This is a genomic window from Actinoallomurus sp. CA-142502 (assembly GCF_050936355.1).
Taxonomy (GTDB): Bacteria; Actinomycetota; Actinomycetes; order Streptosporangiales; family Streptosporangiaceae; genus Actinoallomurus; species Actinoallomurus iriomotensis.
The window spans coordinates 7,794,619-7,819,456 of sequence record NZ_JBNJMY010000001.1; the positions used below are offsets into that span (position 1 = coordinate 7,794,619).

A 24,838-nucleotide genomic window follows, 5' to 3' on the forward strand; every position below is an offset into this window, starting at 1 on the left:
ATGCAGCCATGGCGAACGACCGTGAAGAGCCCCAGGGCCGCCTGCTCGCCCTGCCGCAGGCGCCGGACGCGATCGAACTCCGGCATCTGCGCGCGTTCGTCGCGGTCGCCGAGGAGCTCAACTTCGGCCGGGCCGCCACCCGGCTCTACCTCTCCCAGCCCGCGCTCAGCCGCCAGATCAGCGGCCTCGAACGTCTGATCGGCTGCGACCTGCTCAGACGCTCCACCCACCGGGTGGAACTCACCCTGGCCGGTGAGGCCCTGCTCGACCGGGTACGCGTGCTGCTGACCGACCTGGACGAGGCGGTCTCGGCGACTCGATCCGTCGGGGGCGAGCTGTCGGGCCGTGCGGCCCGGCTCTGGGCACCCGTCGCCGCCTGGAACGCCGACGACGGCGATCTGGAGGAGCTGAGCGCCGCGTACGAGGGGCTGCTCGCGCGGTTCTCCCCGCCGCCGGAGATCCAGATCCGGCCCGTCAAGGCCGGTGGGGTGCCGTCGCTACTCGTCACCGACCAGCCGGAGCGGCCCGCCACCGTGCTGTACCTCCACGGCGGCGGCTACGTGATGGGCTCGGCCTACGGCTACCGGCCGATGGCCGGCGCGCTGTCCGCGGCCACGGAGTCCGCCGTACTCGTCCCCGACTACCGGCTGGCCCCCGAACACCCCTTCCCCGCCGCGGTGGACGACGCTCTGCGTGCCTACCTGTGGCTGCTCGACCAGGGCACGGACTCTCGCCGGATCGCGATCTGCGGCGACTCGTCCGGCGCCGGGCTGGCCGTCTCGCTGATGCTCCATATCAAGCGGCGAAAACTGCCCTCACCCGGCTGCCTTGCCCTGCTGTGCCCCTGGGTCGATCTCGCCTACACCCTGCCCGAGGAGACTCCCGACGACCCGCAGCTCATGGTCACGGACAGGCTCATGCGCCGGTGCGTGGACCAGTACCTGGCCGGGCACTCCCTCCACGACCCGGTCGTCAATCCGCTCGGCTTCGCCGAGGAGCTCAGGGGCATTCCGCCGATGCTCATCCAGGCCGGCACGGGCGACCACCTGCTGCCCCAGGCCGAGCACCTCGCCGACCGGGCCCGCCAGAACGGTGTCGAGGTGACGCTTGAGCTGTACCCGGTCGCCACGCACGGCTTCCACCTGTTCTGGTCCTTCCTGCCCGAGGCGCAACAGGCGATCGAGCAGGCGGCCCGCTTCATCGCCGCCGCCACCGACGACTGGAACGCCGTCGCCTCCGGCTAGGGTGCGCCAAGGGCCAGCGTGGCGAGGTGGCGGGCGATGTCGTCGGTGGTGGAGTAGACGCCGGTCGCGGAGAACGCCTCAGTCCGGGCGGGAAGTCCATCGCGTTCCTAGCCGGTGATGACCAGTACCGTGTCAGCGTCATTCGTACGGATCAGTGCGAGCGAAATCGAGCACGACCAGTCACTCGGGAGAATGCCATGCGAATATCCGGAGACCGGCATGCCGCGGACCAGGCCAGGGGCACTGACGATCTACCACTTGAAGATGTCGATATGCGGCGCCTCCGACGGGTCATGGAGTTCACTCGGTCGTTAAACACCTTCGAACTTCTCGCCGAAATCACGCCCCGTGGCACGTCCGCGCACGTCGTCGCGGACATCGCGCGACATTGCCGCTTCGCGCACGGCTCGGTCATGGTCTTTCCCTCCGGCCGGCCGGACGGCTGCATCGCTCAGCTGGCGAGTGTCGGGCTGAACGCCGGGTCGCCACGGCCGAGCACCGTCGTACGCGAGAGGGTGGCCCGCGGATATGGAGAGGATCTGCCGGTCCAGATCGTGCACGCCGCGATTTCCGGCGGTGAGCCCGACCGCGGGGGCGAGCTTGAGATCTTCCTTTGCCCGGCCGGGTCCGGGGAAGGATTCGAACGGTTGCTGAATGACGAACGCCGAGCCGACCACCAGACGCATTTCGCGCTCGCCGTCGTCACATCCGAACCGCACAACACAGAACGGCTGTGGGAGCTGCTCACCGGCCCGGCGGGAATGACGCCCGACGGCGGCGGTTTCAACCCACACGAAGGCCCTGCGGGCCGCACCGTGCTGTACTTCCGTACCGGGGGCACGGTGAAGGGATGGCCGCGCAGGCTGGAGCTGCTCGTCGACGGTCATGACGAGCTGCTGGCCACCCACCTGCGGTCGACCGAAGCGTCCGGCCCGGCCCGGCTCCTGCCGGAGCCGCCCGCCGGCGAGGAGGCGACGCGGCGGATGTTCGAGATGCTGACCGGCGCGTGGACCACCCAGGCCCTGTGCACGGCCGCCGAGCTCGGCATCGGCGACCACCTGTACTCCCAGCCGGCCACCAGCGCCGAACTCGCCATGCTGACGAACGCCGACCCCGACCTGTTGCACCGGGTCCTGCGCTACCTCGCGTCCCTCGACGTCGTACGCCGGGACGGCGAGCAGTGGGCCCTGACCGGGCTCGGCATGACGTTACGGACCGGAGCACTCCGCGACGTCGCGCGACTGTACGGCGGGATCTTCTACCGCAGCTTCGGCTCCCTCGCGCATTCCGTCCGTACGGGCGAGAACGCCTTCGAGCACGCCCTGGGCCTGCCACCGTTCGACTACCTGAACGAGCATCCCGAGCAGGCCCGCGTCTTCCACGGCGCCATGGCGGCCGGGTCGTCGTGGTTCAGCGGCGTTCCCCGGGCGATCGACTTCACCGACGCGGGCATGGTCGTCGACGTCGCCGGTGGCCACGGTGATCTGCTCCGCCACATCCTCAAGGCCGCACCCGCCATTCGCGGAGTGCTCTTCGACCAGCCCGCGGTGGCCGACGCGGCCCGCGAGGAACTGGAGAAGGACGGCCTGCTCGACCGGTGCGACGTCATCGGCGGCGACTTCACCGAACGGGTACCCGAAGGCGGCGACGTCTATCTGCTCTCCCGCATACTCCACGACTGGGACGACGAACACTGCCTGAAGATCCTCGCGAACTGCCGCCGGGCCATGCCGGAGGCCGCCCGGCTGGTCATCGTCGAACGCCCCATCCCGACGGACGGCACACCGTCCCTGGCCATCGCCTGGGACGTGCACATGGCCGTCAACAACCTCGGCGGTCGCGAACGCACCGACGAGGAGTACCGCCGGCTGCTGCGCGCGGCCGGTTTCGACCTGGTCGACATCCGGCCCCTCACCCTGGACATGGCCGTCCTGACCGCCGTCCCGGCCGGCGGCTCGTGACCGGGGCGGTGGGCTGAGCACTCGCTCCGCCTGATCCTCAACGGCGGCGGACGGCGCCGCGGCGTGCGGCGCCGTCCGGGCTCGGAGTCCCGCGGTCAGAAGGTGGCGATCGGGTTGACCGGGCTGCCGGACGTACCGGCGAAGCGGACCGGCGCGACCGCGAGCTGGAAGTCCCACTGGCCGAGCTCGGCAGCCGTCGTCGCGCACGCCTCCAGGTCGCAGTTGTCGAGCAGCCACAGACCCATCGCGACGAGGCTCACGGCGTGAACCGGCATCAACACGTCTTCGTACCCCGACGGCTGAACGTCCTGGGGGGTGTCGGCGCCGATCAGCGCGACCCCCCGTTCGTGCAGCCACGGCAGGCAGGAAGCGTGCCAGCCGGCCTGCGTGAAACCGCCGGTCTCACCGGCCTCGTGCCGGACGCGGCCGTAGCCGGTCCGCAGGAGTACCGCATCGCCGGGTCGCACCCGTACGCCCTGGCGACGCTCGGCCTCCTCGAGATCGTCGGGGGACACGCCCTGCCCCGGTTCCAGCCACGGCACATCGCGGACCCCCGCGATGTCCAGCAGGACACCACGCGTGACGATCCCGTTCGCCGCCGCCGTGACGGCCGCCCACGCCGATCCCGTCGCGGCGTCGACCAACGAGTGCGACCGCCCGTTGTACATCGTGCCGTTCCAGAAAATGTGGCACGGCGAGTCGAGGTGGGTGATGGTGTTGCCGTGGAACAGGATGCCGAGCCGCTCGTTCGAAAAGCCCCAGCGCCGGTCGTTGTGAAAGGGCTCCGGCATGTGCTCGGCACCCGGCATGTCGGCGGCGCGCGGGCACGTCGTCGTCGACCGCTCCATGTCCTCCGGTACGGCGACCTCCCATGCGCACGACACGCTCCTGCCGTGGCGCACGGCCCGCGCCGCCGCCAGCCGGACGTCGTCGGTGATGTGGTTCAGAGTGCCGAGCTCGTCGTCGTCGCCCCACCGTCCCCAGTTCGACAGCGTGTCGAAGTACCCGAGCACGTCGTCCTGTGTGGGCAGCGGTCGCCCTGCGGTCATCCCAGCATCGACTCCTCCGGTCACGTGGTGTGAGGCACCAGGCCCGCTGAACTGGCATGACGCTTGGATCAGCGGGCCAGCGGCCGGGCGGTCAGGAGGTAGCGTACGGCACACCTGTGACGCTGTGGCCCCGGCAGCCGGACCGTCATTCGGCTTCATTGAACCGTTGGCGGCCGGCGAGTCCCGTACGAGCCAGCAGGGCGACGCGGTTCTCCGGAGGCAGGGCCGCGATCACCGGCCGCAGTTCCGCTTCCGCCTCCTAGTCGCATGAGACGGCATATTGGCATAGAGCCGAATGGCAGGGCGTCACACGAGCAGTGAACGCGCAAGCCACCGCGACAAGCCGCCGGCCCCCGGGCTCTGGCCGCCTGAGCCCCTACCGGCCAGAGCCGCCGGGAGGCCTGGCGCTAACGCGCCGTGAGAGTCCACAGGTGGTCGGCGGTGCCGTTGTCCTCCCACTGGAGCACCTGGGCACCCGAGGCGGTGCTCATGTTGGTGACGCCCAGCAACAGGCCGCTGTTGTGATTGACGATCTTGTAGTGGCCACTACCGTCCGCGACCAGCTGCCACAGGTGGTCGGCGGTGCCGCTGTCGCCCCAGATCAGGGCGGTACCGCCGTCTGAGGTGCTCATGTTGGTGATGCCCAGGACCAGCCCACTGGCCTGGTTGGCGATCTTGTAGAGGCCGGAGCCTGCCGGTGTCAGGACCCACGTCTGGGTCCTGCTGGAGGCGTTGACCGTGGCCTGGTCCACCAGGGTGCCCTGGGCGGTTCCGGAGTTCTGGGTGTCGAGCGCCAGACCGCTGTTGACGTTCGTGATCCGGTACGGGCCGGACGGCGACGAGGAACCACTGCCGGGAGTCAGGACCAGATGGTAGCCATAGGTGGAATTCATCGTCACCGGTACGGTGACCGATCCGCCGGAGACGGCGTAATCGCCTTCCGAGATGGTGGTCGGCCCGGAGACCGCCGTGGTGCGACCGTTCGACGGGGTGTATTCCAGCTTCGCGTGGACCGTGCCGCCGAACGCCGAGCCCAGGCCGTTCACGGTGACCGCCGTGGAGCCCGAGCCGCCGCCGAAGATGACACTGACCTGGTCGCCCGCGCTGCTGATGGCGGCGGCTCCGTCCAGGCCGGTCGAGGCGGGCGGAGTGGTGGTGAGCATGGTGCCGCTCATGTCGGCGTACCACTTGTAGAGCCAGTACGCGCCGTTCGGCGAGCCGCCCTGGCCGGTCAGCAGGTCGCCGAGCGCGCCGGACTGGTTCCAGAAGGCCAGTTCGGCGTCGTGTACGCCAAGGCGTTCGAAGTTGGCGATGTAGCCGATCAGCGCGCCGGGGATGCCGACCTGGGATGGCGCGGCGTACTCCTCGATCGCGATCGGGCGCGGGGTGATGCCCAGATTCCGCTCGATGGTGGTGACCTTGGAGACGTCCCCAGCGATCTTGGAGGAGCTCTCCAGCTCATGCCAGGAGATGATGTCCGGAACCGTGTTGGTGTTGACCGCGTTCTGCAGGAAGTTCTGCATGTCACCGATGTTGTCGGAGAAGCTCGGCCCCTGGATCGGCGTGCGAGAGTCCTTGGCCCGTACCTCCCGGTACGTCCTGGTCCAGAAGTCCTCGAAGGTGCCGTTGGAGGACTTCCAGGTGTTGTCCGCCTCGTTCCACAGCTCCCACGACGCGAGGTTCGTGATCCCGGACGCCTGGACCTGGGCGATCTGCTGGTCGACGACGCTGAGCCAGTTGGACCAGCTGAACTGGTAAGGCCAGCCCGCGTAGTAGTCCGACAGGCGGTCCACGACCTTCGCGCCGGCGCGGGCCGCCTTCGGCGCCACGACGAGGATGTCGCCGGACCCCTGCTGGTGACCGCCCGCCGCCATCTGCACGAACGTGTTGGGCTTGATCTGCTGGACCAGGTTGTCGGCGGGGGTCGCGGCGTTGGCCAGACCGTACAGCGAGCCGGTGGCGACGTGGGTGACGGGCCGCAGGGCGGAGCCGGCGTTGACCACGAGCGTGGTGGCCGCGTGTGCGGGCGGCGCGGTGGCCAGGGCCGGGGTCAGGGTGAGCGCGGCGGTGAGCAGGGCGAGACGGGTCCTCTTCTTCATGGGGACTCTCCGGGATAGGGGGACGACGGTGGCGGAGGATCAGTCCTTGACGGCTCCGGCGGTGACGCCGGCGGCAACGTAGCGCTGGGCGAGGACGAGGAGGAGCGCGGCGGGCACGGACGCGACCACGGCGGTGGCCATGATCGCGTTCCATTCCTGGTTGTTGTTTCCGATGTAGCGGTAGATGCCGAGCGTGATGGGACGCAGGTCGCCGCCCGCGTCGAGGGTGTTGGCGAACACGAAGTCCGACCACGCCCAGAGGAAACTGAACAGGGAGACGGTGACCAGCGCGTTCCGGCTGACCGGGAGGACGATGGACCAGAACGCACGGAACGCCCCGGCGCCGTCGATGCGCGCGGCGGCGAGGAGTTCGTCGGGGATGCCGGACATGAACGCGCGGAAGATCAGGACGCCGAACGGCACGGCGATCGTGGAGTCGGCGACGATCAGTCCCCACCAGGTGTTCATCAGCCCGAGGTTCAGGAAGATCCCATAAAACCCCATGGCCATGACGATCCCCGGGATCATCTGGGCGATCAGCAGGGCGAGGCCGAGCGCGCCGCCCCCGCGCGGGCGCAGCTTGGCCAGCGCGTACCCGGCCGGAGCGGCCAGGACCAGCGTGAGCGCCACGGTGCCGAGACCGATGAGCAGGCTGGTCAGCAGGTACGGCAACTGGTCGTGCAGCACCGCCTGGTAGCCCTCGAAGGTCGGGTGCAGCGGGAGAAGGTCCGGTGGATTCTTACGCATGTCCTGCTGCGGGGTGAGCGAGACGTTGATCATCCAGTAGACCGGGAACAGCATCAGGGCGGTGAGCACGATGCCGATCGCGGTGACCCGAATCCCGCGTCGTCGTCCGGTCATGCCTCCTGCCTCCTCTGCACGTGGGTGTAGAGCAGCCCGAAGGCCAGAGCGATGACGATGAGGACGTTGCCGACGGCGGCGCCGGGGCCGAACTGCGGCAGCAGGGATCCGAACCCGAGCCGGTACGACCAGGTGGCCAGCGTCGAGGAGGAATCCCCCGGACCGCCCTTTGTCATGATCCAGATGAGGTCGAAGACCTTGAGCGTGTACACGAAACCGAGCAGCAGCACGACCATGGTGACCGGCCGCAGCAGCGGGAACGTGAGCCGGCGGAACTGCTGCCACGCTCCCGCCCCGTCCAGCGCGGCCGCCTCGTACAGGTCGGCGGGGATGTTCTGCAGCCCGCTGTAGAGGATGACCAGGTTGAACGGAATGCCGATCCAGATGTTCGCGATGATCACCGAGGTGAGGGCCCAGTGAGGTGAGCCGAGCCAGTCGACCGGCGAGACGCCGACGAGGTGGAGGGCGTGGTTGACGACACCGCTCTCGCTGTTGAGCATCCACGCCCACGTGGACGAGGAAACGATCAGCGGCAGTAGCCAGGGAACCAGGAACAGGGCTCGTAGGAGACCGGAGAGGTGGAAACGCCGGTTGAAGAAGACGGCCAGGGCGAGCCCTGCTCCGTACTGGACCGCGATCGAGACCAGGGTGAACACCAGGGTGTTACGGATCGCCGGCCCGAACGTCGGGTCGTGCAGGACCTGGTCGAAGTTGGCCCAGCCGGCGAACGGCGCGTCGCCTTCGACGAAGGACCGCACCGTGTAGCGGCGCAGGCTGAGGTCCAGGTTCCGGTAGAGCGGATAGACGTAGAACGCGGCCAGATAGATCACCAGAGGCAGGGCGAACGCCCAGGCGGTCAGGCGGCTCTTCCGGTGGCGTGCGCGGCGGTGCCTTGTCCCTGAGCGCGGGGCCGCCCGGAACGCGGCCGGTGACCGCTGCGGGTGGTCGGTTCGGGCGAGGGTCATGCGTGACTCCTTGCTGCGCGCCGGAAGGGTCAGCTGTGGGAGGCGGCGGCCTGCTGTGCCGTGTCGAGGGCGCCCTGCGGGGATTTGCCACCGGACAGGGCCGACTGGACGGCGGTCCAGAGCTGCTGGGAGATCACGGGATACTTCGTGCCGAGGCCGTTGCTCGTACGCCCTCGGGCCGCGGCCACCGCCGACACCCATGGTTTGAGCGTCGCGTCCCGTTCGACCTGCTCCTTCTGCACCGCCGCGAGCGGCGCGATGTAGGAGAGAGTGGTGTCGGTCGCCAGCAGGCTCGTCGGGCTGATCAGACAGTTCACGATCTTCGTACTGACGGCGTAACGGCCGGTCTTCCTCTGCACGGGCACGGTGACGAACTCGCCGCCGGTGGGCACCGGCGCCGAGCCACCGTGCTGGCCGGGAATGTTGATGACCCCGTACGGGAAGCCGGCCTTGGCCGCGTTGGCGAGTTGCCAGGTGCCGTTCTCTCCGAAGGCGTACTTGCCGGTGGCGAACTCCTGCCAGCTGGTGGTCTGGGTGTTCTGAAGGACGTCCTTGGGCGCGAGTCCCTGGGCCAGCCAGTCCTTCCATAGCGACAGCGCCGCCACGCCACCGGGGTCGTTCATCTTGGTCAGATCGCCGCCGGCACCCCAGAACCAGGGCAGGAACTGGAAGCTGCCCTCTTCGGTGCCGATGGCGGAGAAGGTGATGCCCTTCTTCCCGGCGGCCTTGACCTTCTGCAGGGCGGAGGTCAGCGTGGCCCAGTCCTTGATGCCCGCAGGGTCGACGCCGGCGGCCTTGAGGACCTTTCCGTTGTAGTAGAGGGCCAGCGTGTTGGCACCGATGGGGACGCCGTAGGCGGCGCCGTCGAGCGTTCCCGCACCGATGATGTTCGGCTGGATGGTGGAGGTGTCCAGGCCCAGGTCACGCGCCTTGTTGAGGATGCCCGCCTGGACGAGCGTGGAGACGACCGGGTTGTCGACCAGCATGACGTCGGGAGCGTTGCCCTGCTGGGCGGCGAGGAGAGCCTTGTTGCCCAGGTCGGTCGTGTCCATTCCGGTGCGTTTGACGGTGACACCGGCCGAGGCCCCGCAGTTCGCGACCCGCTTGGCCCAGTCGGAGGAGGCGTCGAACTGCGGATACGGGTCCCAGAAGGTGTACGCGCCCGACGCCGAGCCGCCGGAGCCGCCGCCGTCGGAGGAGGAGCACGCGGCGGCGGACGTCAGTGCGCCGGTGGCGAGCACGGCGGCGACGAAGGGGCGGTACAGGTGTCTCATGGTGACCTCGTCTGCGAGTGGAGGGAGAAGCCGGTCAGGAGGTGGGCAGCCAGACGCGCATGCTGCCGACGGTGCGGTTGGCCCACGCGAAGTACGGCACGGCGACCAGTTCCAGGGGGGTGCCCGGAGCCTGGGGCGAGCCGGCGGGGACGTACGGCCACCAGCCCGGCTCGGGAAGCGACCGCCGGTACCCCGTGCCGACGACGGTGACGACTCCGCCGAGCAGGTCGGGGCGTTCCTTGGCGGTCAGCGGGCCGCCGGCCTCGATCACGACGTCGTCGAGGCCCCCACCGGGGTGGTCGGCCTGTTCGAGGCAGTAGACGAGCGGGCCGCGCTCGATCGCGACGCAGCCGCGTACCGCGTCCACCCGTGGGTCGGCGGACACCAGGCGCGGGGCCAACTCAAGGTCCAGGAGCAGCTCCTCGCCGGCGCTCCACGATCGGTGGATCCGGAGCCAGCCGTCCTCGACGTCGACGTGAGCGTCGGCGGCGACGCCGCCGACGGTGTACTCGGTGCACCATTGCGGGATTCGCAACGAGAGCGTCCAGGACGTGCCGGGGGTCCGCTCGACGGTGACGGCGATACGACCTCGCCACGGGTACTCGGTGTCAACGCTCACCTCCACCGGCGCACCGCCGGCCTCGCCGTGGAAGACGCCGGAGGCGTACTGGTGGATCTGCAGGCCACGGCCGTCGGTGGAGGTGAGGTAATGCTCCATGCTGGCGAGCAGGCGCATCACGTTCGGCGGACAACAGGCGCAACGGAACCAGCGGGTCCGGCGAGACGACTGGTCGCCGCCCCCGTCGACGTAGCCGTCGCGCACCTGGAGCGGGTTGACGTAGAGCCAGCTCTCGCCGTCCAGTGACATCCCGGCGAGGAAGCCGTTGAACAGGGTGCGCTCGACCAGGTCGCTGTAGCGGGCCTGCCCGGTCAGCAGGGCCATCCGCCAGCCGAACTGGACGGACGCGATGGCGGCGCAGGTCTCGCAGTACGCGCGCTCGGTCGGCAACTCGTACGGGTCGCCGAAGTCCTCCTTGTCGTGGTGCGCGCCGACACCGCCGGTCAGGTGGGTCTTCGTGGCGGCCATGGCGTGCCACAACCGGGCGCTCGCCGCGGCGAGGGACTCCTCGCCGGTCTCGATCGCCAGGTCGGCGACGGCGGCCAGGAGGTACAGCTGGCGCACGGCGTGGCCCTCGACGGTGTCGGCCTCGCGCAGCGGCACCCGGTCCTGGCAGTACGCCTCGTGACCGTGCAGGCCGTGGCCATGCCGGTCGACGAAGTAGCCGGCGAGGTCGAGGTGGCGCTGGTCGCCGGTCTCGCGGTACAGCTCGGCGAGCGCGGTCTCGACCTCCGGGTGAGCGTCGAACCCGTCGATCGGCCGGCCGCTGCCCGGCGGCCCGAAGACGATGCCGATGTGGTCGGCGAACCCACAGGCCACGTCGAGGAGCTCCGTACGCCCTGTGGCGCGGTGGTGGGCGATGGCGGCCTGGATGAGGTGGCCGGCGTTGTACAGCTCGTGCCCCCACCGCAGATCGCTGTACCGGCCGGCGCCTCGACCGGACTGGAACCAGGTATTGAGGTAACCGTCTTCCTGCTGTGCCTCGGCGACCAGAGTGATGACGCGGTCGACCTCTTCGGTCAGGGCGGTGGTGTCCCGGCCGGCCACGGTGTCCTGAGCGAGTTGCCAGGACGCCGCCTCCAGCCACTTGTAGACGTCGGTGTCCTGGAAGGGGTAATCGCCACGGAAGGCGCCCTGGGCCTTCCCCGCGACCAGGCGCAGGTTGTGCAGGTTGCCCGCGGACTCCAGCAGCCGCGGCCCCTGCGGGATGCCGGCCTGGGCGTTCGTCAGGCGCCGGTCATACCAGAAGCCGCCGGTCACCGCCGGTGCCTCGGTCGGGCGCAGAGCCGCTCGGGTCTGCGGACCGAGCCGGATGGGGCCGGTTCCGGCGGCGGACGAGGACGTACGGGACATGGATCTCCCCGGATCGGCAGCGGCTTGCCCAGCCAGGCACCGCCACAAACTTGCGCAAACCTTTTTTCACGCTGGAAGGTACGGTTAACGCGCTAAGCCGTCAAGAGCGTTGCTCATGGTTTTTCAGGCTGCTTGCGCGATTTGGCCAGCACGCAGCGGCGATGGCACCATAGAGCCAGTAGAAATTAGTGAGCAAAGGATTGCGCATGGCGGGACGGAGTCACAGCACCTCCAGGCCCAGGGTCACGTTGAGCGACGTGGCCGAACTGGCAGGGGTGAGCGTCGGCACGGCTTCCCGGGCCCTCAGCGGCAATGGGCGCATGCGGCCCGAGACCCGCCGACGAGTCAAGGACGCCGCCCAGTCGCTCGACTTTCGTCCCAACCAGCAGGCCCAGAGTCTGCACACCGGCCGTAGCTGGACCGTGGGTCTGATCACCACCGACGGTATCGGCCGCTTCAGCATCCCGGTGCTGCTCGGCGCCGAGGACGCTCTGGGCGCGGGCCGGATCTCCGTCTTGCTCTGCGACACGCGCGGCGACCTCATCCGCGAACGCCACCACCTGCAGAATCTCATGGACCGGCGGGTCGACGGCATCATCGTCACCGGTCGCCGCACCGACCCGCGCCCGCCGCTGTCCGGCCTCCACGACGGCATCCCCGTCGCCTACGCCCTCTCCCCCTCCACCGATCCCTCGGACATCTCGATCGTCTCCGACGATGAGCAGGGCTGCGGGCTGGCCATCGAACACCTCCTGGGCGGCGGCCGTACCCGGATCGCCCACGTCACCGGCCCGGCCCACCACGCGGCGGCCGCCGACCGCGCCCGCTTCACCGAGCGCCTGCTGAACGATGCCTCACTGGGGTTCGCCACTGGCCGGGCTCATTTCGGCGACTGGAGCGAAGCGTGGGGCCGGCGGGCGGCGGAGACGGTCCTGCGAGCGGCGCCCGACACCGACGCCTTCTTCTGCGGCAACGACCAGATCGCCCGCGGTGTGGCGGACACCCTGCGCGAGCGGGACGTCCAGGTGCCCGACCAGGTCGCCGTCATCGGCTACGACAACTGGGACGCGATGACCCTTGCGGCCCGGCCCCCCTTGACCACCGTCGAGGTCGGCCTGACCGAGATCGGACGCATCGCCGCCCTGCGTCTCCTCGAAGCGATCGATGACAAGCCGTCACCGGGCCTGCACCGGGTCCCGTGCCGGCTGGTCGTCCGCGATTCCGCCTGACCAGCGCGCCGCTCAGCGTCGTCGGGTGAGCCCGGACGGCACGCGGTGCCGTCCGGGCTCGTCTCTCAGTGGCGCAGGGCGCCGATCAGGGACTTGGTGTCGGCGGTGCCCATCCGGACGAACAGCGGCAGGGTGCCCAGGTCCGTCGGGTAGGCCTTCAGGTCGCCGTGGACGACCTTGCCGCGCGCCACGTCGTACCAGGCGCCCGGCGGGAGATGGACGTCGCGGCTCGTGCCCGCCGACAGGAGCGGCGCGGCCAGCAGCGAGTCGCCCAGGAGCCACTCGTCGCCCACGGTGTACGACGCCTGGTCCGACGGGAAGGCGAAGAACAGCGGCTGCATGATCGGGTCACCCGTGTTCAGCGTCCGCCGCACCTGCCGCTCGATGTACGGCGTGAGGCGCTTGTGCACGTCGAGGGCCTTCGCGTACAGCTTCGCCGTGTCGGCGTCGTAGTCGACCCACTTCTTGTTCACGTAGTCGTAGACGCGGACCGGTGACGTGGACGAGTAGACGAGGGGCATCGCGGCGGCCGCCTGCGCCCAGCGGATCAGGACCTCCTTCGACGGCGGAGGCTGACCCTCCGAGCCGCCGACCATGTCGGTCTCCACGAACGGGTAGCCGATGGTGGAGATCGCCAGGCTCTGGTGGATCGCCGCCTGAAGCGACTTCCAGTCGGTGCCCTTGTCGATCTCGCGGGTCACGAAGCCGTACTTCTGCGACCCGGTCCAGTGGATCCGCACGCCGACGCCCTGCTGGTCGAACTCGTCGGTGAGCTGGGCGCCCAGCTTGACGTAGTCGTTCGCGGTGTAGCCGGACGCGGGGGCGCACGTCTCGTCGTAGAAGCGGGTGTCGAACTTGAAGCCGTCCACGCCGTACTTCTGCTGGAGCGCCTTCAGCTGTCCCTCGTACCAGGCGCGGGCGTCGGGGTTGCCGAGGTCGACGATGCCCGCCTTGCCGTTCCACCAGGTGACCGTGCACGGCTGGGACGGGTCGTCCTTGGACTTCAGCAGGTATCCCTTGTCCGCGGCGACCTTGTAGTTGTCGGCGTCGAGGTTGATCCACAGCGTCACCCAGAGGCCGAACTTGTAGCCCAGCGAGTGCACCTCGTCCGACATGGCCTTCGGGTCGGGGAACTTGCCGTTGAAGGTGAAGTCGCCGTAGTGGCTCATCCAGCCGTCGTCGAGCGACATCGTGTGGCCGGGCACGCCCGCGTCGTGCAGGCGGTGGACGTAGTCCAGGAAGCTCGCCTGGTCCACGTTCGTGTAGAACTGCGCCCAGGAGTTCCACAGCGGCGTCTCGTACTGGTACGCCTCGGCGTCACTCTTGGCCGGTTTGCCGGTGATGCCGATGTAGTCGTCGTAGACCGCCTTGGGGGTCTTCTCCACGAAGAAGGTGGCGGCGAGGCTCGGCGTCCCGGTCACCTCCATGCCGGCGACGCCCGGCTTGTCCTTGCCGAGGGAGACCTTCATCAGGTCCTGCGTGTCGAACCAGATGCCGGCCGCCGACTGGGTGAACCAGAACGGGTCCACCATCTGGTACGACGCGGGTCCGAACGCGTCGTCGGCGACCTTGCCCGAGTCGAGCGGCCAGGGCTGGTCGGTGTACGGGCCGCCGGCGTCCGTGCTCGCCTCACCGTGCCCGTACCAGTGCCCGGCGGAGCCCATGGCGAAGTGCATGCCGGTGGACTCCGGCGTCGCCCCCTGGACCGTGCTCTCCAGCCGGTACCGGTCGGCGGACGGGGTGATCTTGACCGCCAGCGTCGCCTTGGCATCGGTCGTGCCCACCCGGAGGCTCAGCACGCCGTGGGACCAGGCCGACTTGCGCACGTCGGTGGCGGTGACCCGGCCGTTCGCGCCGGAGAACCCGAGGGCGCCGGTGTCGGTGGTGGCCAGCACCGTACGGCCGGCGCGGCGGGTGGTGATCTGGAACCTCCGTTTGGCCACGGTCACCTGGTAGGCGGACGTGGTCAGCGTGATGGTGCCCGCGCCGTCGTGGTACTTCACGGCGGGCGTGGCGGAGGCCGGACCCACGGTGAGGGACGTCGCGACGAGCACGAGGGCGGCGAGAGGGGGAAACAGTCGGCGGGATCTCAGCGCGATCACCTCGCGTGGTTCGGAGCCGGGTCGGCGAGCGGTCCAGCGCGCTCCCCGCCCGACTGCTCATTCTTGCGCACTACTGCGGGATACTGCGCATAAATGAACGCCACGTCAAGATCTTCCCCCAGATGACCCACCGCGGCCGCCCGGGCTCTGACGGACGGTGGCGCGCCCGTCACCGATCCGTCATGCTGAGGGCGGAATCCTCGTGAAGGGGAGCCACGATGGCGAACGAGCAGGGTTCCGGGCCGCGACCGGAGCATGAGGCCCCCACGAACACGGCCTTACCGGCCGGGGCGACCAAGCGCCGCCGGTGGCAGCCGGACAAGACGCAGGCGGTGCTCGTCGCGGTGATCGGGGCGGTCGCGACGATCGTGGCGGCGCTGATCGGGCTCGTGCCCCACGGCGACGACTCCGGGCCGTCCGCACCCGGCGAGACGCCCCGGCCGGCGGCCTCGGCCGCGCCCGTACTCGCCATCACGTCCTGGACCGAGGACGAACTGCCCCCGCACGGAAGGTCGTTCACGTTCGCCGGGACCGTACGCGGCGTCGGGCCCGGCGATTTCACCGTGTACGTCGTCGCCCAGACCGCACCGGTGCGCGCCACCGAACCGGTGCCGGTGCTCTCCTCCTCGACGGGCGGCCATCCGTCACCGCCGGTGGTGTACCAGGAGCACTGGCTCGTGTCACCGCCCGCCCGGCTCGATCCCGACGGCTCGTGGCGGGTCGAGCGCTGGGACGTGCCCGACCCGCCACGGCACGCCCACTGGCTCGCGGTCGTCCAGCTGGCCGGCGGGGTACCGAGCAGCAGGGACCCGTCCCTGGAGTCGAATGGCCCGGACGCCGCCGGCGTGGTGGCGACCGCCACGGCGCGGCCACGCTGACGTGCCGCCCGGCGCTCAGCGGCGGGTGTAGTGGGCGATGATCGCCTGGTCCCTTCGCGCCGCGGGCCGCCCTGCGCGGCCCCGTCACCCCCTACACGAACGACCACCGGCGAAATCGACACCGCCATGAGGTCTCCGGTGGGCGCTCCAGCGGCCGACGACGAGGCCGGCCAGTCCGGCGAGTACGGCGGTGACGGCGGGGACCGCGGCGCGGCGCAGCACGGGGACGACCACCGTCGCGGCGAGGTCGAGGCTCTCCCCCGGCCCGTCGGCGACCGGCGCGGGCGCGGCCGTCGTCCCCTCCCGTGCCATCGCCTCCAACCGGCTCGCGAACTGGGCCATCAGCGCGGCGCTGACCTCGCTGAACAGGCTGCGGCCGAACTGGGCGGCCCGGCCGCTGATCGAGAGTTCGGTGGCGACCTCGACGCGGGTGCCGTCGCCGTCCGGGTGCAGGGTCGCGGTCACCGTGGCGGCGGCGGTGCCGGCACCGCGCTCCTCGCGGCCCCGTGCCTCGATGACGCCGCGGTGGCCGACGTCGTCGCGCTCGACGAAGCGGGCGGTCCCCCGGTAGCGGGCCGTGATCGGGCCGATCTTGGTGGACAGGCCGCCTCGGTACTCGCCGTCGACGACGTCGTCCAGGTGCGCGCCCGGCAGGCAGGGGGCGATCCGGGGCAGGTCGGTCAGCAGCTCCCAGGTCCGCTCGACCGGCAGCGGCACGCGGAAGGTGTTCTCGAGTCTCATCGCCCGCCCTCCGAGCTCACGGTCTCGTGCGGCCAGTACGGCGCGCGGTCCAGCGTGCGGCTGTGCATCTCCGCGACGATCTTTCCGTCCGCCTCGCTCGCCGCCTTCACCCGCTGCCAGTCGGGGTCGGCCTGGAACGCGGCCCACGCCGCGCGCTGGGCGTCGGCGTCCGGGAAGGCCAGCAGGTAGACGACGCGGTCGCGGTCCGCCCGGTCGGTCCAGAATCCGGCGACCCGCATCCCGTGCCGGGCGAACAGGCCGAGCGTGTGGTCCGCGAAGCGCGCGTGCAGCGCGTCGGCGCGGCCGGGCACGGCCACGTACTCACGTAGTTCGTAGATCATTCAGTTCTCCTCGGGTACGGCACGGCGACAGGCGGAGCTGATGGCGCGGGTCAGCAGGGTGCCGGCCACGTCCTTTCGGTAGCCGGCGGTCGCGTGCAGGTCGTCGCTCGGCATGACGGTGTCGCGGACCGCGTCGGCGGCGCGGGTCAGCTCGGCGGGCTCCGGCGGGCGCCCGCGGAGCAGTTCCTCCGCCTCGGTGGCGCGGTACGGCGTCGACGCCACGCCGGTCAGGCAGACGCGCACGTCGGCGAGCAGGCCGTCGTCCAGGGTGACCTGCGCGGCCACGCCGACCAGCGCGAAGTCGCCGCGCCTGCGCCCCACCTCCTCGAACGCGGCGCCGGTGCGCGGGGCGGCACGTGGGAAACGGACCGCCACGAGCAGCTCATCCGCCTCCAGGTCGGTGGTGAGGTGGGTGCGGAAGAAGTCCCGGGCCGCGATCTCGCGTCGCCCGCGCGGCCCGGCGGCGACGAACACCGCGTCGAGCGCCCGGGCGACGGCCGGCAGCTCGGCGGCCGGGTCCGCGTGCGCGAGGCTGCCGCCGACGGTGCCCCGGTTGCGGATCGGCGGATGGGCGATGTTGGGGAACGCCGCGGCGAGCAGCGGGGCGTGCGCCGCGACGGCCGGGGACGCCTCGGCCCGCGCCTGGACGACCATGGCGCCGACCACCAGTTCGTCGCGCGTACGCCGCAGCTCGGCCAGTGCCGCGATCCGCCCGAGGTCGACCAGGTGCTCCGGGCGGGCGAGCCGGAAGTTCAGCAACGGCAGCAGGCTCTGGCCGCCCGCCAGCACCTTGACGTCCGCGGAGTGTTCGGCGAGCAGCGCGACCGCCTCGTCCGTCGTGGCCGGCCGGTGCAGCGTGAAGTCGACCGGCTTCATGACGACAGGAGCCGCGCGACGGCGCCGCCCAGGATCTCGGACCGGTCCCCGTCCTTCAGCTCCGCCCGGTCGACCACCTGGCGCGGCGTGAGGTCGCCGATCGGGAAGGGGTAGTCCGAGCCGAGCAGGACCCGCTCGGCACCGACCTTGCCGACGAGGAACTCCAGCGCGGCCGGGTCGAACACGACGCTGTCGAAGTACAGCCGGCCGAACGACTCCAGCGGGTCGGCGGTTCCTTCCGGGTTGATGAGGTGGTTGCGGACCAGCCGGCCGAGGACGTACGGCAGGGCGGCGCCGCCGTGCGCGATGACGATCCGCGCGCCCGGGTGCCGCGCCGGGACGCCCGCGTACAGCAGCCGCGCGAGCGTCACGGTGCTGTCCTCCAGGCGGGCCAGCCCGTTGACCAGCCCGAAGTCCTGGTACCGCGCGCTGGCGCCGCCGAAGCCCGGATGCAGCAGGACGACCGCGCCGGTCGCGTCGGCGGCCTCCCAGAAGGGGGTGAAGGCCGGGTCGTCGAGCTCACGTCCGCCCGCCCGGGTGGCGATCATGACGCCGGGCAGGCCGGCGGCGCGGCAGGCCGCGAGCGCCTCGGCCGCGCGTCCGGGGTCCTGCAGCGGCACCGTGCCGAGCCCGACGAGCCGGTCGTCGGCGGCGGCCACCTCGCCGATCGCCTCGGTCAGGCAAATCGACCAGTCGGTGCCCTCGTCGGCGGGCAGGTCGTAGCCGAAGATGTCGAGCCAGCCGCCGACGACCTGGCGGCCGATGCCCTGCTCGGTGAGCCAGTTCCGGCGCCGCTCCAGGTCGACGAGGCCGGGTGCGATCGGCCGGGTGGGCGTTCCGCCGGCGAAGCTGACGACGTGCGTGGCCTCGTGCGGGCGCACCTCGACATGCGGGAACCGCACGCGGCCCGCGGCCAGATCCTCCAGCAGCCCGCGGGGCACGAGGTGTGCGTGGATATCGGTCACCGGCATAGCGGTCATTTCTCTCCTTGTTCTTCGGTCGCCCGCAGCGCCGACCAGACGTCGCTCGGCTTGATGGGCAGTGCGTGGATCGGTGGAGCGCCGCGCGCGGCGAGCGCGTCGTTGACGGCCCCGGCCACGGCGGCGGGAGCGCCCATGTAGCCGGCCTCCCCGGCGCCCTTCTGCCCGAGGCTGGTGAACGGCGACGGGGTGCAGTGCTCGGCGTCGGCGATGTCGGGGACCTCGTGGGCGCTGGGCAGCAGGTAGTCCATGAAGGACGTGGTGAGCGGCTGCCCCTCCGGGCTGAAGGCGAACTGCTCGTACAGCGCGACCCCGATCCCGTGCGCGGTGCCGCCGTACACCATCCCGCGTACGACGTCCGGGTTGATCACGGTGCCGCAGTCGTGCGCGATGAAGTAGCGGTCGAGTTCGACCCGGCCGGTGCCCGGGTCGATCACCGCGAGCACCAGGTGGGCCTCGAACGAGTAGCAGGGGTAGAGCTGCACCGTGCCGTCCGGAGCGGCGAGGGTGCCGGACCGCGGCGTGTGCGCCACGTGGACGACCTCCAGGCCGGGCTGGATCCCCGGCGGCATCCGGTGCTGTTTCCGGTGGGCGATCGCGGCGATCTCCCGCCAGCCGAGCCGTCGGTCCGGGTCCGTACGGACGAACACCTCGCCGCCGTCGTACCCGACCTCCTCGGGTGACACGCCGAGGTTGTGCGCGCCGATCGCGGCGACCTTGGCCTTCAGCTCGTCGGCGGCGCCGCGGATCGCCTGCCCGAGGACGATCGTCATCCGGCTGCCCACGGGGCTCTGGGAGGGCATCCCGGTGAGCGAGTCGGCCCGGATCACCGCGATCGTCCGCGGGTCGCGGCCCAGCTCCTCCCCCACGAGGGTGGAGACCATCGTGTCGTGGCTCTGGCCGGCGGAGGAGATCCCGATGACCGCGGTGACCTGGCCGTCGGAGTCGACGCGGAGCCGGCAACCCTCCGGGAAGGTCGTCTTGTCGTTGGCCGGGTTCATGACGTTCTCGAAGATCGCGTTGCCGCCGCCGGGCTCCAGGCACGTCGCGACGCCGATGCCGGCCAGGCGCCCGGAAGCGCGGATCTCGTCGCGGCGGGCCTCCAGCGCGGCCAGGTCGGCGAGCGCCTCCGCCTTGTCGAGCACGGCCGGGTAGTCCCCGGAGTCGTACTCGGTGCCGCTGGGAATCCGGTACGGGAACTCCTCCGGCTGGATGAAGTTGCGGCGCCGCAGCTCCAGCCGGTCGACGCCCAGGTCACGCGCTGCCGCGTCCACCGCGGCCTCGATCGCGTAGTTCGTCGGCGACTGGCCGAACCCGCGCACCGCCACCTGCCCGGTCTTGTTCGTCACGACGGCGGTGGCGTTGTAGGCGACGCCGCCGATCCGGTACGGGCCGACGATGGCGCCGATCGGCTTGGCGAGCTGGAGCGGCGACCGGCCGGGGTAGGCGCCCTCGTCGTCGATCACGTCGATGCGGATGCCGGTGAAGACGCCGTCGGCGGTGTAGGCGAGTTCGACGTCGAAGATCCGGTCGGGACCGTGGAAGTCGCCGCCGTGCATGTTCTCGGTGCGGTCCTCGATGAGCTTCACCGGCACGCCGAGCATCCGCGACAGGTAGCCGGTGAGCACGCCGTGCTTGATGCCGCGCTTGACGCCGTAGCTGCCGCCGACGTCGACGTCGAAGTGCACGCGCACCTGGTTCGTGGGGATGCGCAGGGCGTGCGCGAGCTGGTCGGGGAACTGCGGCATCTGGATGGAGGCCCAGACGTCGAGCAGGTCGCGCGTACGGTCCCAGGAGGCGACCACGCCGAAGGTCTCGATCGGCACTGTGGAGTTGCGGTTCCAGCGACACCGGACGCGGGACGTGCCGGCGGCCTGTTCGAACGCCGCGTCCACCTCACCCCACCGGAACTCCCGGTGCGCCATGACGTTCGTGCCGTGGGCCGCGTGGACGAGAGGCGAGCCGGGCGCCGCGGCGGCCTCGGGGTCGAGCACCGCCTCCAGCGGCTCGTAGTCGACGGAGACGAGCTCGGCCCCGTCCTCGGCGACCGCCCGGGACTCGGCGACCACGGCGGCCACCCACTCCCCGGCGTACCGGGTCTCCTCGACGGCGAGCGGCCGCCACTCGACCTCCGGGACGGCGAGGTACTGCCGCAGCGGATCGGTGTCCTTGGCCAGCTCGACGCCGGTCAGCACGGCGACCACGCCGTCCAGCGCGAGGGCCTCCGACACGTCGACGCCGGTGATGCGGGCGTGCGCGTACGGGCTGGTGACCAGGCCGACGTGAAGGGTGCCCGCCGGCGTGATATCGGCGACGTAGCGTCCCCGGCCCGTGACGAAACGCCGGTCCTCACGGATGTTCCCCGGCCGGGACACCCAGCGGTAGGACTCACTCATGCGGCACGGCCTCCTCCGCGAGCGTCCGCGCGGCGCGTTCGACCGCCGCGCGGATCTGTACGTAGCCGGTGCAGCGGCAGATGTTGCCGCCGAGCGCCTCGTCGATCGCCTCGCGGGAGGGGTCGGGGTCGGCGTCCAGCAGCGCCTGCGCGGCCAGCACCATGCCGGAGGTGCAGTAGCCGCACTGCAGGGCGTGGGTCTCGCAGAACGCCTCCTGCACCGGGCTCAGGGCGTCCGGCCCGCCGACGCCCTCGATCGTGGTGACCTCGCGCTCCTCGGCCTGGACCGCCAGCACGATGCAGGAGCGGACCGGCGCGCCGTCGAGCAGCACCGTGCAGGCGCCGCAGACACCCTGCTCACAGCCCAGGTGTGTGCCGGTCAGGCCCAGGGTGTCGCGCAGGAAGTCGGCGAGGCTCGTCCGCGCGGGCGCCGTGCCGCGGCGCTCCTCGCCGTTGACGACCAGGCAGATCTCATGTCGGCTGCCCACGTCAGCTCCTTCCGTCGGCGAAGCCGGCCACCAGGCGTGTGAACTCCGCGGGGTTCTCCAGGTTGGACAGGTGGCCCGCGCCGGGGACCTCGGCGAGCTCGGCGCCCTCGACGCCGGCGGCGATCCGCTCGGACAGCGCGCGCGGCGTCTTACGGTCCCGGTCGCCCCACAGCACCAGCGTGGGCGCCCGGACCGCGCCGAGCCGATCCTCCACCCGGGCGCCGAAACAGGCGCGGGCGGTCGCCGCGTACGCCTCGGCGTCCATGCCGGCGATGGCGGACCGCACCACCTCGGCTCCCGGTGGCAGCGGCGAGACCGTGAAGGTGTCCGCGACGTAGGTGTCGGCGAGCGCGGCGGTGCCCTCCGACAGCGCCTGCGCGGCCAGCCCCTCGGCCTTGGCCGTGGCGACCTCCGGGTCGAGGGCGGCGAAGCTGTCGGCGACGACGAGCGCGGACACCCGGCCGGGGTGCGCGGCGGCGTACGCCATGGCCTGGATGCCTCCGAGGGAGAGCCCGACGAGCACGGCCCGCCGTACGCCGGCGGCGTCCAGAACGCCGTCCAGGTCGGTCACCCAGTCGTCGACGGCCGGCGGGCCGGTCCAGGCGGAGCCGCCGTGCCCGCGGCTGTCCGGCAGGACCACCCGGTGCCGGGTCCCCAGCGCCTCGGCCTGGTCGCGCCACATCCGGTGGTCGGTGCCGAGGCTGTGCAGGAACACCACGGCCGTGTCGCCATCGGGTCCGGTGCTCACGTGGTTCAGCACCATCACTCCGCGCCTCCTTCCGGGGTCATGCCGGCCAGCACCCGCGCGCGCAGCGCCTCCAGCACGGCCGGGTCCGGGTCGGACGGCACGGCGATGTCGTCGGCGAGGTGTCCGGGCGGGCGCAGCACGAGGATGCGGCTGCCGAGCGTCAGCGCCTCGGCGAGCGAGTGCGTGATGACGACGCCGGTCTTGCCGCCTTCGCGTACCAGGTCGACGAACTCCCGCCGCAGCCCCTGCGCGGTGATCTCGTCGAGCGCGGAGAACGACTCGTCGCACAGGATGATCTCCGGGTCGACGGAGAAGGCGCGCGCCAGCGAGACGCGTTGCCGCTGCCCGCCGGAGAGCTGGTGCGGATAGGCGTTCTCCCGCCCGGCGAGGCCGAGGCGCGCCAGCCAGTCGCGTGCGCGGTCCTGCCACTGGTCCTTGGGGATCCCGGCGAACCGCATCCCGATGCAGACGTTCTGCAGGGCGGTACGCCACGGCAGCAGGCGCGCGTCCTGGAACACCACCGCGACACGGCGGCGGAACCAGTCGAACTCCGCGTACGGGTCGTGCCCCGCGACCCGTACCGTGCCCTCGCTGGGCGGGAACAGGCCGAGGATCAGGTTGAACGTGGTCGACTTGCCGCAGCCGGTGACACCGACGACGCTGACCAGCTCGCCCTCGTCGATGCCGAAGGTCAGGTCGTGCAGCGCGTGGTGGTCGGTGAAGGTCTTCTCGACCCCGGTGAACTCGATGACGGGCATGGCGATCAGCCCTTCTGCGACGGGGCGGTGGTGGAGACACGGGTGTGGCCGGCGGCGGACGGCCGGTAACGCAGCGCCCAGGCCTCGATGAGCTCGACGACGCCTTGGATGAGCAGCATGCAGACGGCGAGCAGCAGGGTCCACGAGACCACCGACGCCATGTCGAACAGCTGCTGCGCGGTCAGGAGCTGCGCGCCCACTCCGACCGTCGCGCCGACCAGCTCGGCGATCAGCACCATCCGGATGCCGAGGCCGAGGTTGACCTTCCACGCGGTGAAGACCCCCGGCGTGATGGCCGGCAGCGTGAGCTCGCGGAACAGCGCCCACCGGCCCGGGCGGAAGGACCGCGCCATGTCGCGCAGCTCTGCCGGCACCGCGCGGTAGGAGTCGTACGTCTGCAGCGCGAACCCCGGCAGCGTGACGAGGAACATCACGAACCAGATCCGGAACTCCACATTGGCGAACCAGATCACCGCGATGATCACCCAGGACAGGGACGGGATGCCTTGGACGAAGCGGATCGGCGGCAGCAGGTAGCGGGCGGCGAGCGACCCGCCGCCCATGAGCAGTCCGAGGGCCAGGCCGACGACGAAGGCCGCGGCCAGCCCGGCGAAGACGCGCAGCAGTGTCGTGAAGAGGCTGCGCAGCGAGTCGCCGGAGGTGAGGATGGCGCCGAGCTCGCGGGCGACGCTGGGGATGCTCGGCACGTCGTACTCGGGCGTGAAGCGCGACACGATCGCCCACGCCGCGAGGAGAACGACGATCAGGATCGGCATGCTCGGGTCGCGGAACCGGCGCCGGGCGGGTCTGGTTTCGGTGGTGGAGGCCGCCTTGGGCGACGGCGTGACGGTTGAGGTGGCCATCAAAGCCCCCGGTAGACGATTCCGGCAGGTGGATTCTTGGTCAGGTAACCGGTCTGGCGTCCCGCGTCGAACACGGCGCGGATGCCAGCGGTCAGCTGGGCGGCGGGCTGTACGTTGAGGCGCAGGCGAGTGTTGTCCTCGATGAGCGCCTGGATCGTGGCCGGCTTGCCCTTGGGTATCGCGGCGGCGATGGCCTTGGCGGCCTTCGCCGGCTCGCGCCGGGTGAAGGTGGCGGCGTCGGAGTAGATCTTGTAAAGGGTGGCGACCGTGTCCGGGTGGGACCGCGCCCACCCCGTGTGGGCGGCCAGGCCGAGGTAGGGCATCTGGTCGGTGCCGAACGCCCGTTGCCAGCTGGACAGGCCCAGATCCAGGGTGCGGATGCCGGGTTTGGCGTGCCGCAGCGAGGAGTAGGCGGGCTCCCAGATCTCGGTGGCGTCGGCCCGTCCCATGAGCGCCATCGTCGACAGGCCGGCGGTGGTCTGGTTGAGGAGTTCGACCTTGTGCAGGTCGAGCCCGGCCTGGCGGGCGAACCACTCGAACATCGCGTGGTTCGTCGTGCCGGTCGCCGCGGCGAGGCTGTGGCCGCGCAGGTCCTCCAGCCCGCGGATGGCGGGCTCGGAGGTGACGACCGCGGTGAAGTAGTCGAACAGGTTGAACAGGTAGGTCACGGCGACGCCGCGTTCGGTGCGCAGCGCCTCCGACAGCAGCGCGGCGCTGGCGCCGACCTCGTAGTGCCCGGAGGCGAACTCGGTGTTGTAGTTGTCCGGGGTCGCGTAGGCGTAGGAGAGACGCAGACCGTGCGCGACGTCGATGCCCTGGCTCTTGATCACGGCGGGGAGGAAGGCGCCGAGCGAGGGGGCGCGGAACGCCAGGACCCGGATCGAGGCCCGGCCGTCCGCGGCGACGGTCAGGCCCTCGGCCGAGCCGCAGCCGGCCGCGGCGAGCGCCATCGCCGACAGGCCGCCGCCGAGCAGGGCCCGGCGGGTCACAGACGGATTCCGCGGTGTGGTCATC

22 protein-coding genes are annotated in these 24,838 nt (G+C 71.0%); 4 read left to right on the forward strand and 18 right to left on the reverse strand.

Features of this window, described 5'->3' with window-relative positions; genetic code table 11:
- Window positions 1–8: 8 nt before the first annotated feature.
- The gene (locus ACQEV1_RS36395; RefSeq protein ID WP_433400318.1) at window positions 9–1,244 is read left to right on the forward strand and encodes an alpha/beta hydrolase fold domain-containing protein; all 1,236 of its coding nucleotides are present in this window, start codon (window positions 9–11) and stop codon (window positions 1,242–1,244) included.
- Window positions 1,245–1,555: 311 nt separating this feature from the next.
- On the opposite strand, the gene ACQEV1_RS36400 is transcribed toward ACQEV1_RS36395, so the two are convergent.
- Window positions 1,556–1,930, reverse strand: a complete 375-nt coding sequence (locus tag ACQEV1_RS36400) for a hypothetical protein (RefSeq protein ID WP_433400321.1) — start codon at window positions 1,928–1,930, stop codon at window positions 1,556–1,558.
- On the opposite strand from ACQEV1_RS36400, the gene ACQEV1_RS36405 reads away from it, so the two are divergent.
- A complete protein-coding gene (locus ACQEV1_RS36405; RefSeq protein ID WP_433400324.1) occupies window positions 1,892–3,205 on the forward strand; it encodes a methyltransferase in 1,314 nt (437 codons plus the stop codon). The two genes, ACQEV1_RS36400 and ACQEV1_RS36405, sit on opposite strands and share 39 nt — an antisense overlap.
- 95 nt (window positions 3,206–3,300) lie before the next feature.
- On the opposite strand, the gene ACQEV1_RS36410 is transcribed toward ACQEV1_RS36405, so the two are convergent.
- The 6 genes from ACQEV1_RS36410 to ACQEV1_RS36435 all read right to left on the reverse strand — a co-directional run bounded on the left by ACQEV1_RS36410 (window position 3,301) and on the right by ACQEV1_RS36435 (window position 11,425).
- Entirely contained in the window at window positions 3,301–4,254 is a 954-nt protein-coding gene (locus ACQEV1_RS36410; RefSeq protein ID WP_433400327.1) for a cyclase family protein, read from the reverse strand.
- Window positions 4,255–4,661: 407 nt separating this feature from the next.
- Entirely contained in the window at window positions 4,662–6,353 is a 1,692-nt protein-coding gene (locus ACQEV1_RS36415; protein ID WP_285632338.1) for an RICIN domain-containing protein, read from the reverse strand.
- 39 nt (window positions 6,354–6,392) lie between these two features.
- Window positions 6,393–7,214, reverse strand: a complete 822-nt coding sequence (locus ACQEV1_RS36420) for a carbohydrate ABC transporter permease (protein ID WP_285632336.1) — start codon at window positions 7,212–7,214, stop codon at window positions 6,393–6,395.
- Window positions 7,211–8,179, reverse strand: coding sequence for a carbohydrate ABC transporter permease (locus tag ACQEV1_RS36425; protein WP_285632333.1), 969 nt, complete (start codon window positions 8,177–8,179; stop codon window positions 7,211–7,213). The genes ACQEV1_RS36420 and ACQEV1_RS36425 overlap by 4 nt, the downstream gene beginning before the upstream one ends.
- A gap of 29 nt (window positions 8,180–8,208) precedes the next feature.
- Window positions 8,209–9,453, reverse strand: coding sequence for a sugar ABC transporter substrate-binding protein (locus tag ACQEV1_RS36430; protein ID WP_433400332.1), 1,245 nt, complete (start codon window positions 9,451–9,453; stop codon window positions 8,209–8,211).
- 34 nt (window positions 9,454–9,487) lie between these two features.
- The gene (locus tag ACQEV1_RS36435) at window positions 9,488–11,425 is read right to left on the reverse strand and encodes a glycoside hydrolase family 127 protein (RefSeq protein WP_433400335.1); all 1,938 of its coding nucleotides are present in this window, start codon (window positions 11,423–11,425) and stop codon (window positions 9,488–9,490) included.
- Between the two features lie 206 nt (window positions 11,426–11,631).
- Here ACQEV1_RS36435 and ACQEV1_RS36440 point away from each other — a divergent pair, with 206 nt between their 5' ends.
- Window positions 11,632–12,654 carry a LacI family DNA-binding transcriptional regulator gene (locus tag ACQEV1_RS36440; RefSeq protein WP_285632328.1) on the forward strand — a complete coding sequence of 341 codons (1,023 nt, stop codon included), beginning with the start codon at window positions 11,632–11,634 and terminating at the stop codon, window positions 12,652–12,654.
- A 65-nt stretch (window positions 12,655–12,719) separates the two neighbouring features.
- Here the strand turns inward: ACQEV1_RS36440 and ACQEV1_RS36445 are convergent, their stop codons facing one another.
- Window positions 12,720–14,756, reverse strand: coding sequence for a TIM-barrel domain-containing protein (locus ACQEV1_RS36445; RefSeq protein WP_433400339.1), 2,037 nt, complete (start codon window positions 14,754–14,756; stop codon window positions 12,720–12,722).
- 218 nt (window positions 14,757–14,974) lie between these two features.
- Between ACQEV1_RS36445 and ACQEV1_RS36450 the strand changes: the two genes are divergently transcribed.
- Window positions 14,975–15,634: a hypothetical protein gene (locus tag ACQEV1_RS36450; RefSeq protein ID WP_433400342.1), complete on the forward strand. Its 660-nt coding sequence runs from the start codon at window positions 14,975–14,977 to the stop codon at window positions 15,632–15,634.
- 84 nt (window positions 15,635–15,718) lie between these two features.
- Here ACQEV1_RS36450 and ACQEV1_RS36455 read toward each other — a convergent pair whose 3' ends face one another.
- Genes ACQEV1_RS36455 through ACQEV1_RS36500 form a run of 10 tightly spaced genes read right to left on the reverse strand, consistent with a single transcriptional unit; the run spans window position 15,719 to window position 24,837 of the window.
- Window positions 15,719–16,375, reverse strand: a complete 657-nt coding sequence (locus tag ACQEV1_RS36455; RefSeq protein WP_433400345.1) for an SRPBCC family protein — start codon at window positions 16,373–16,375, stop codon at window positions 15,719–15,721.
- The gene (locus ACQEV1_RS36460) at window positions 16,372–16,716 is read right to left on the reverse strand and encodes an NIPSNAP family protein (RefSeq protein ID WP_433400348.1); all 345 of its coding nucleotides are present in this window, start codon (window positions 16,714–16,716) and stop codon (window positions 16,372–16,374) included. The genes ACQEV1_RS36455 and ACQEV1_RS36460 overlap by 4 nt, the downstream gene beginning before the upstream one ends.
- Window positions 16,717–17,592, reverse strand: coding sequence for an FAD binding domain-containing protein (locus ACQEV1_RS36465; RefSeq protein WP_433400351.1), 876 nt, complete (start codon window positions 17,590–17,592; stop codon window positions 16,717–16,719).
- Window positions 17,589–18,572, reverse strand: coding sequence for an amidohydrolase family protein (locus ACQEV1_RS36470; RefSeq protein ID WP_433400354.1), 984 nt, complete (start codon window positions 18,570–18,572; stop codon window positions 17,589–17,591). Before ACQEV1_RS36470 ends, ACQEV1_RS36465 begins: the two co-directional genes overlap by 4 nt.
- Window positions 18,569–20,968 carry a xanthine dehydrogenase family protein molybdopterin-binding subunit gene (locus tag ACQEV1_RS36475; RefSeq protein WP_433400357.1) on the reverse strand — a complete coding sequence of 800 codons (2,400 nt, stop codon included), beginning with the start codon at window positions 20,966–20,968 and terminating at the stop codon, window positions 18,569–18,571. Before ACQEV1_RS36475 ends, ACQEV1_RS36470 begins: the two co-directional genes overlap by 4 nt.
- Window positions 20,961–21,455: a (2Fe-2S)-binding protein gene (locus ACQEV1_RS36480; protein ID WP_433400360.1), complete on the reverse strand. Its 495-nt coding sequence runs from the start codon at window positions 21,453–21,455 to the stop codon at window positions 20,961–20,963. The genes ACQEV1_RS36475 and ACQEV1_RS36480 overlap by 8 nt, the downstream gene beginning before the upstream one ends.
- Window position 21,456: 1 nt before the next feature.
- Window positions 21,457–22,218 carry an alpha/beta fold hydrolase gene (locus ACQEV1_RS36485; protein ID WP_433400363.1) on the reverse strand — a complete coding sequence of 254 codons (762 nt, stop codon included), beginning with the start codon at window positions 22,216–22,218 and terminating at the stop codon, window positions 21,457–21,459.
- On the reverse strand, window positions 22,218–22,961 hold the full coding sequence (locus ACQEV1_RS36490) for an ABC transporter ATP-binding protein (RefSeq protein ID WP_433400366.1): 744 nt from the start codon (window positions 22,959–22,961) through the stop codon (window positions 22,218–22,220). The genes ACQEV1_RS36485 and ACQEV1_RS36490 overlap by 1 nt, the downstream gene beginning before the upstream one ends.
- 5 nt (window positions 22,962–22,966) lie before the next feature.
- Complete coding sequence (locus ACQEV1_RS36495) at window positions 22,967–23,824, reverse strand: ABC transporter permease (RefSeq protein WP_433400369.1); 858 nt, start codon at window positions 23,822–23,824, stop codon at window positions 22,967–22,969.
- A complete protein-coding gene (locus tag ACQEV1_RS36500) occupies window positions 23,824–24,837 on the reverse strand; it encodes an ABC transporter substrate-binding protein (RefSeq protein ID WP_433400372.1) in 1,014 nt (337 codons plus the stop codon). The genes ACQEV1_RS36495 and ACQEV1_RS36500 overlap by 1 nt, the downstream gene beginning before the upstream one ends.
- Between the last annotated feature and the right edge of the window lies 1 nt (window position 24,838).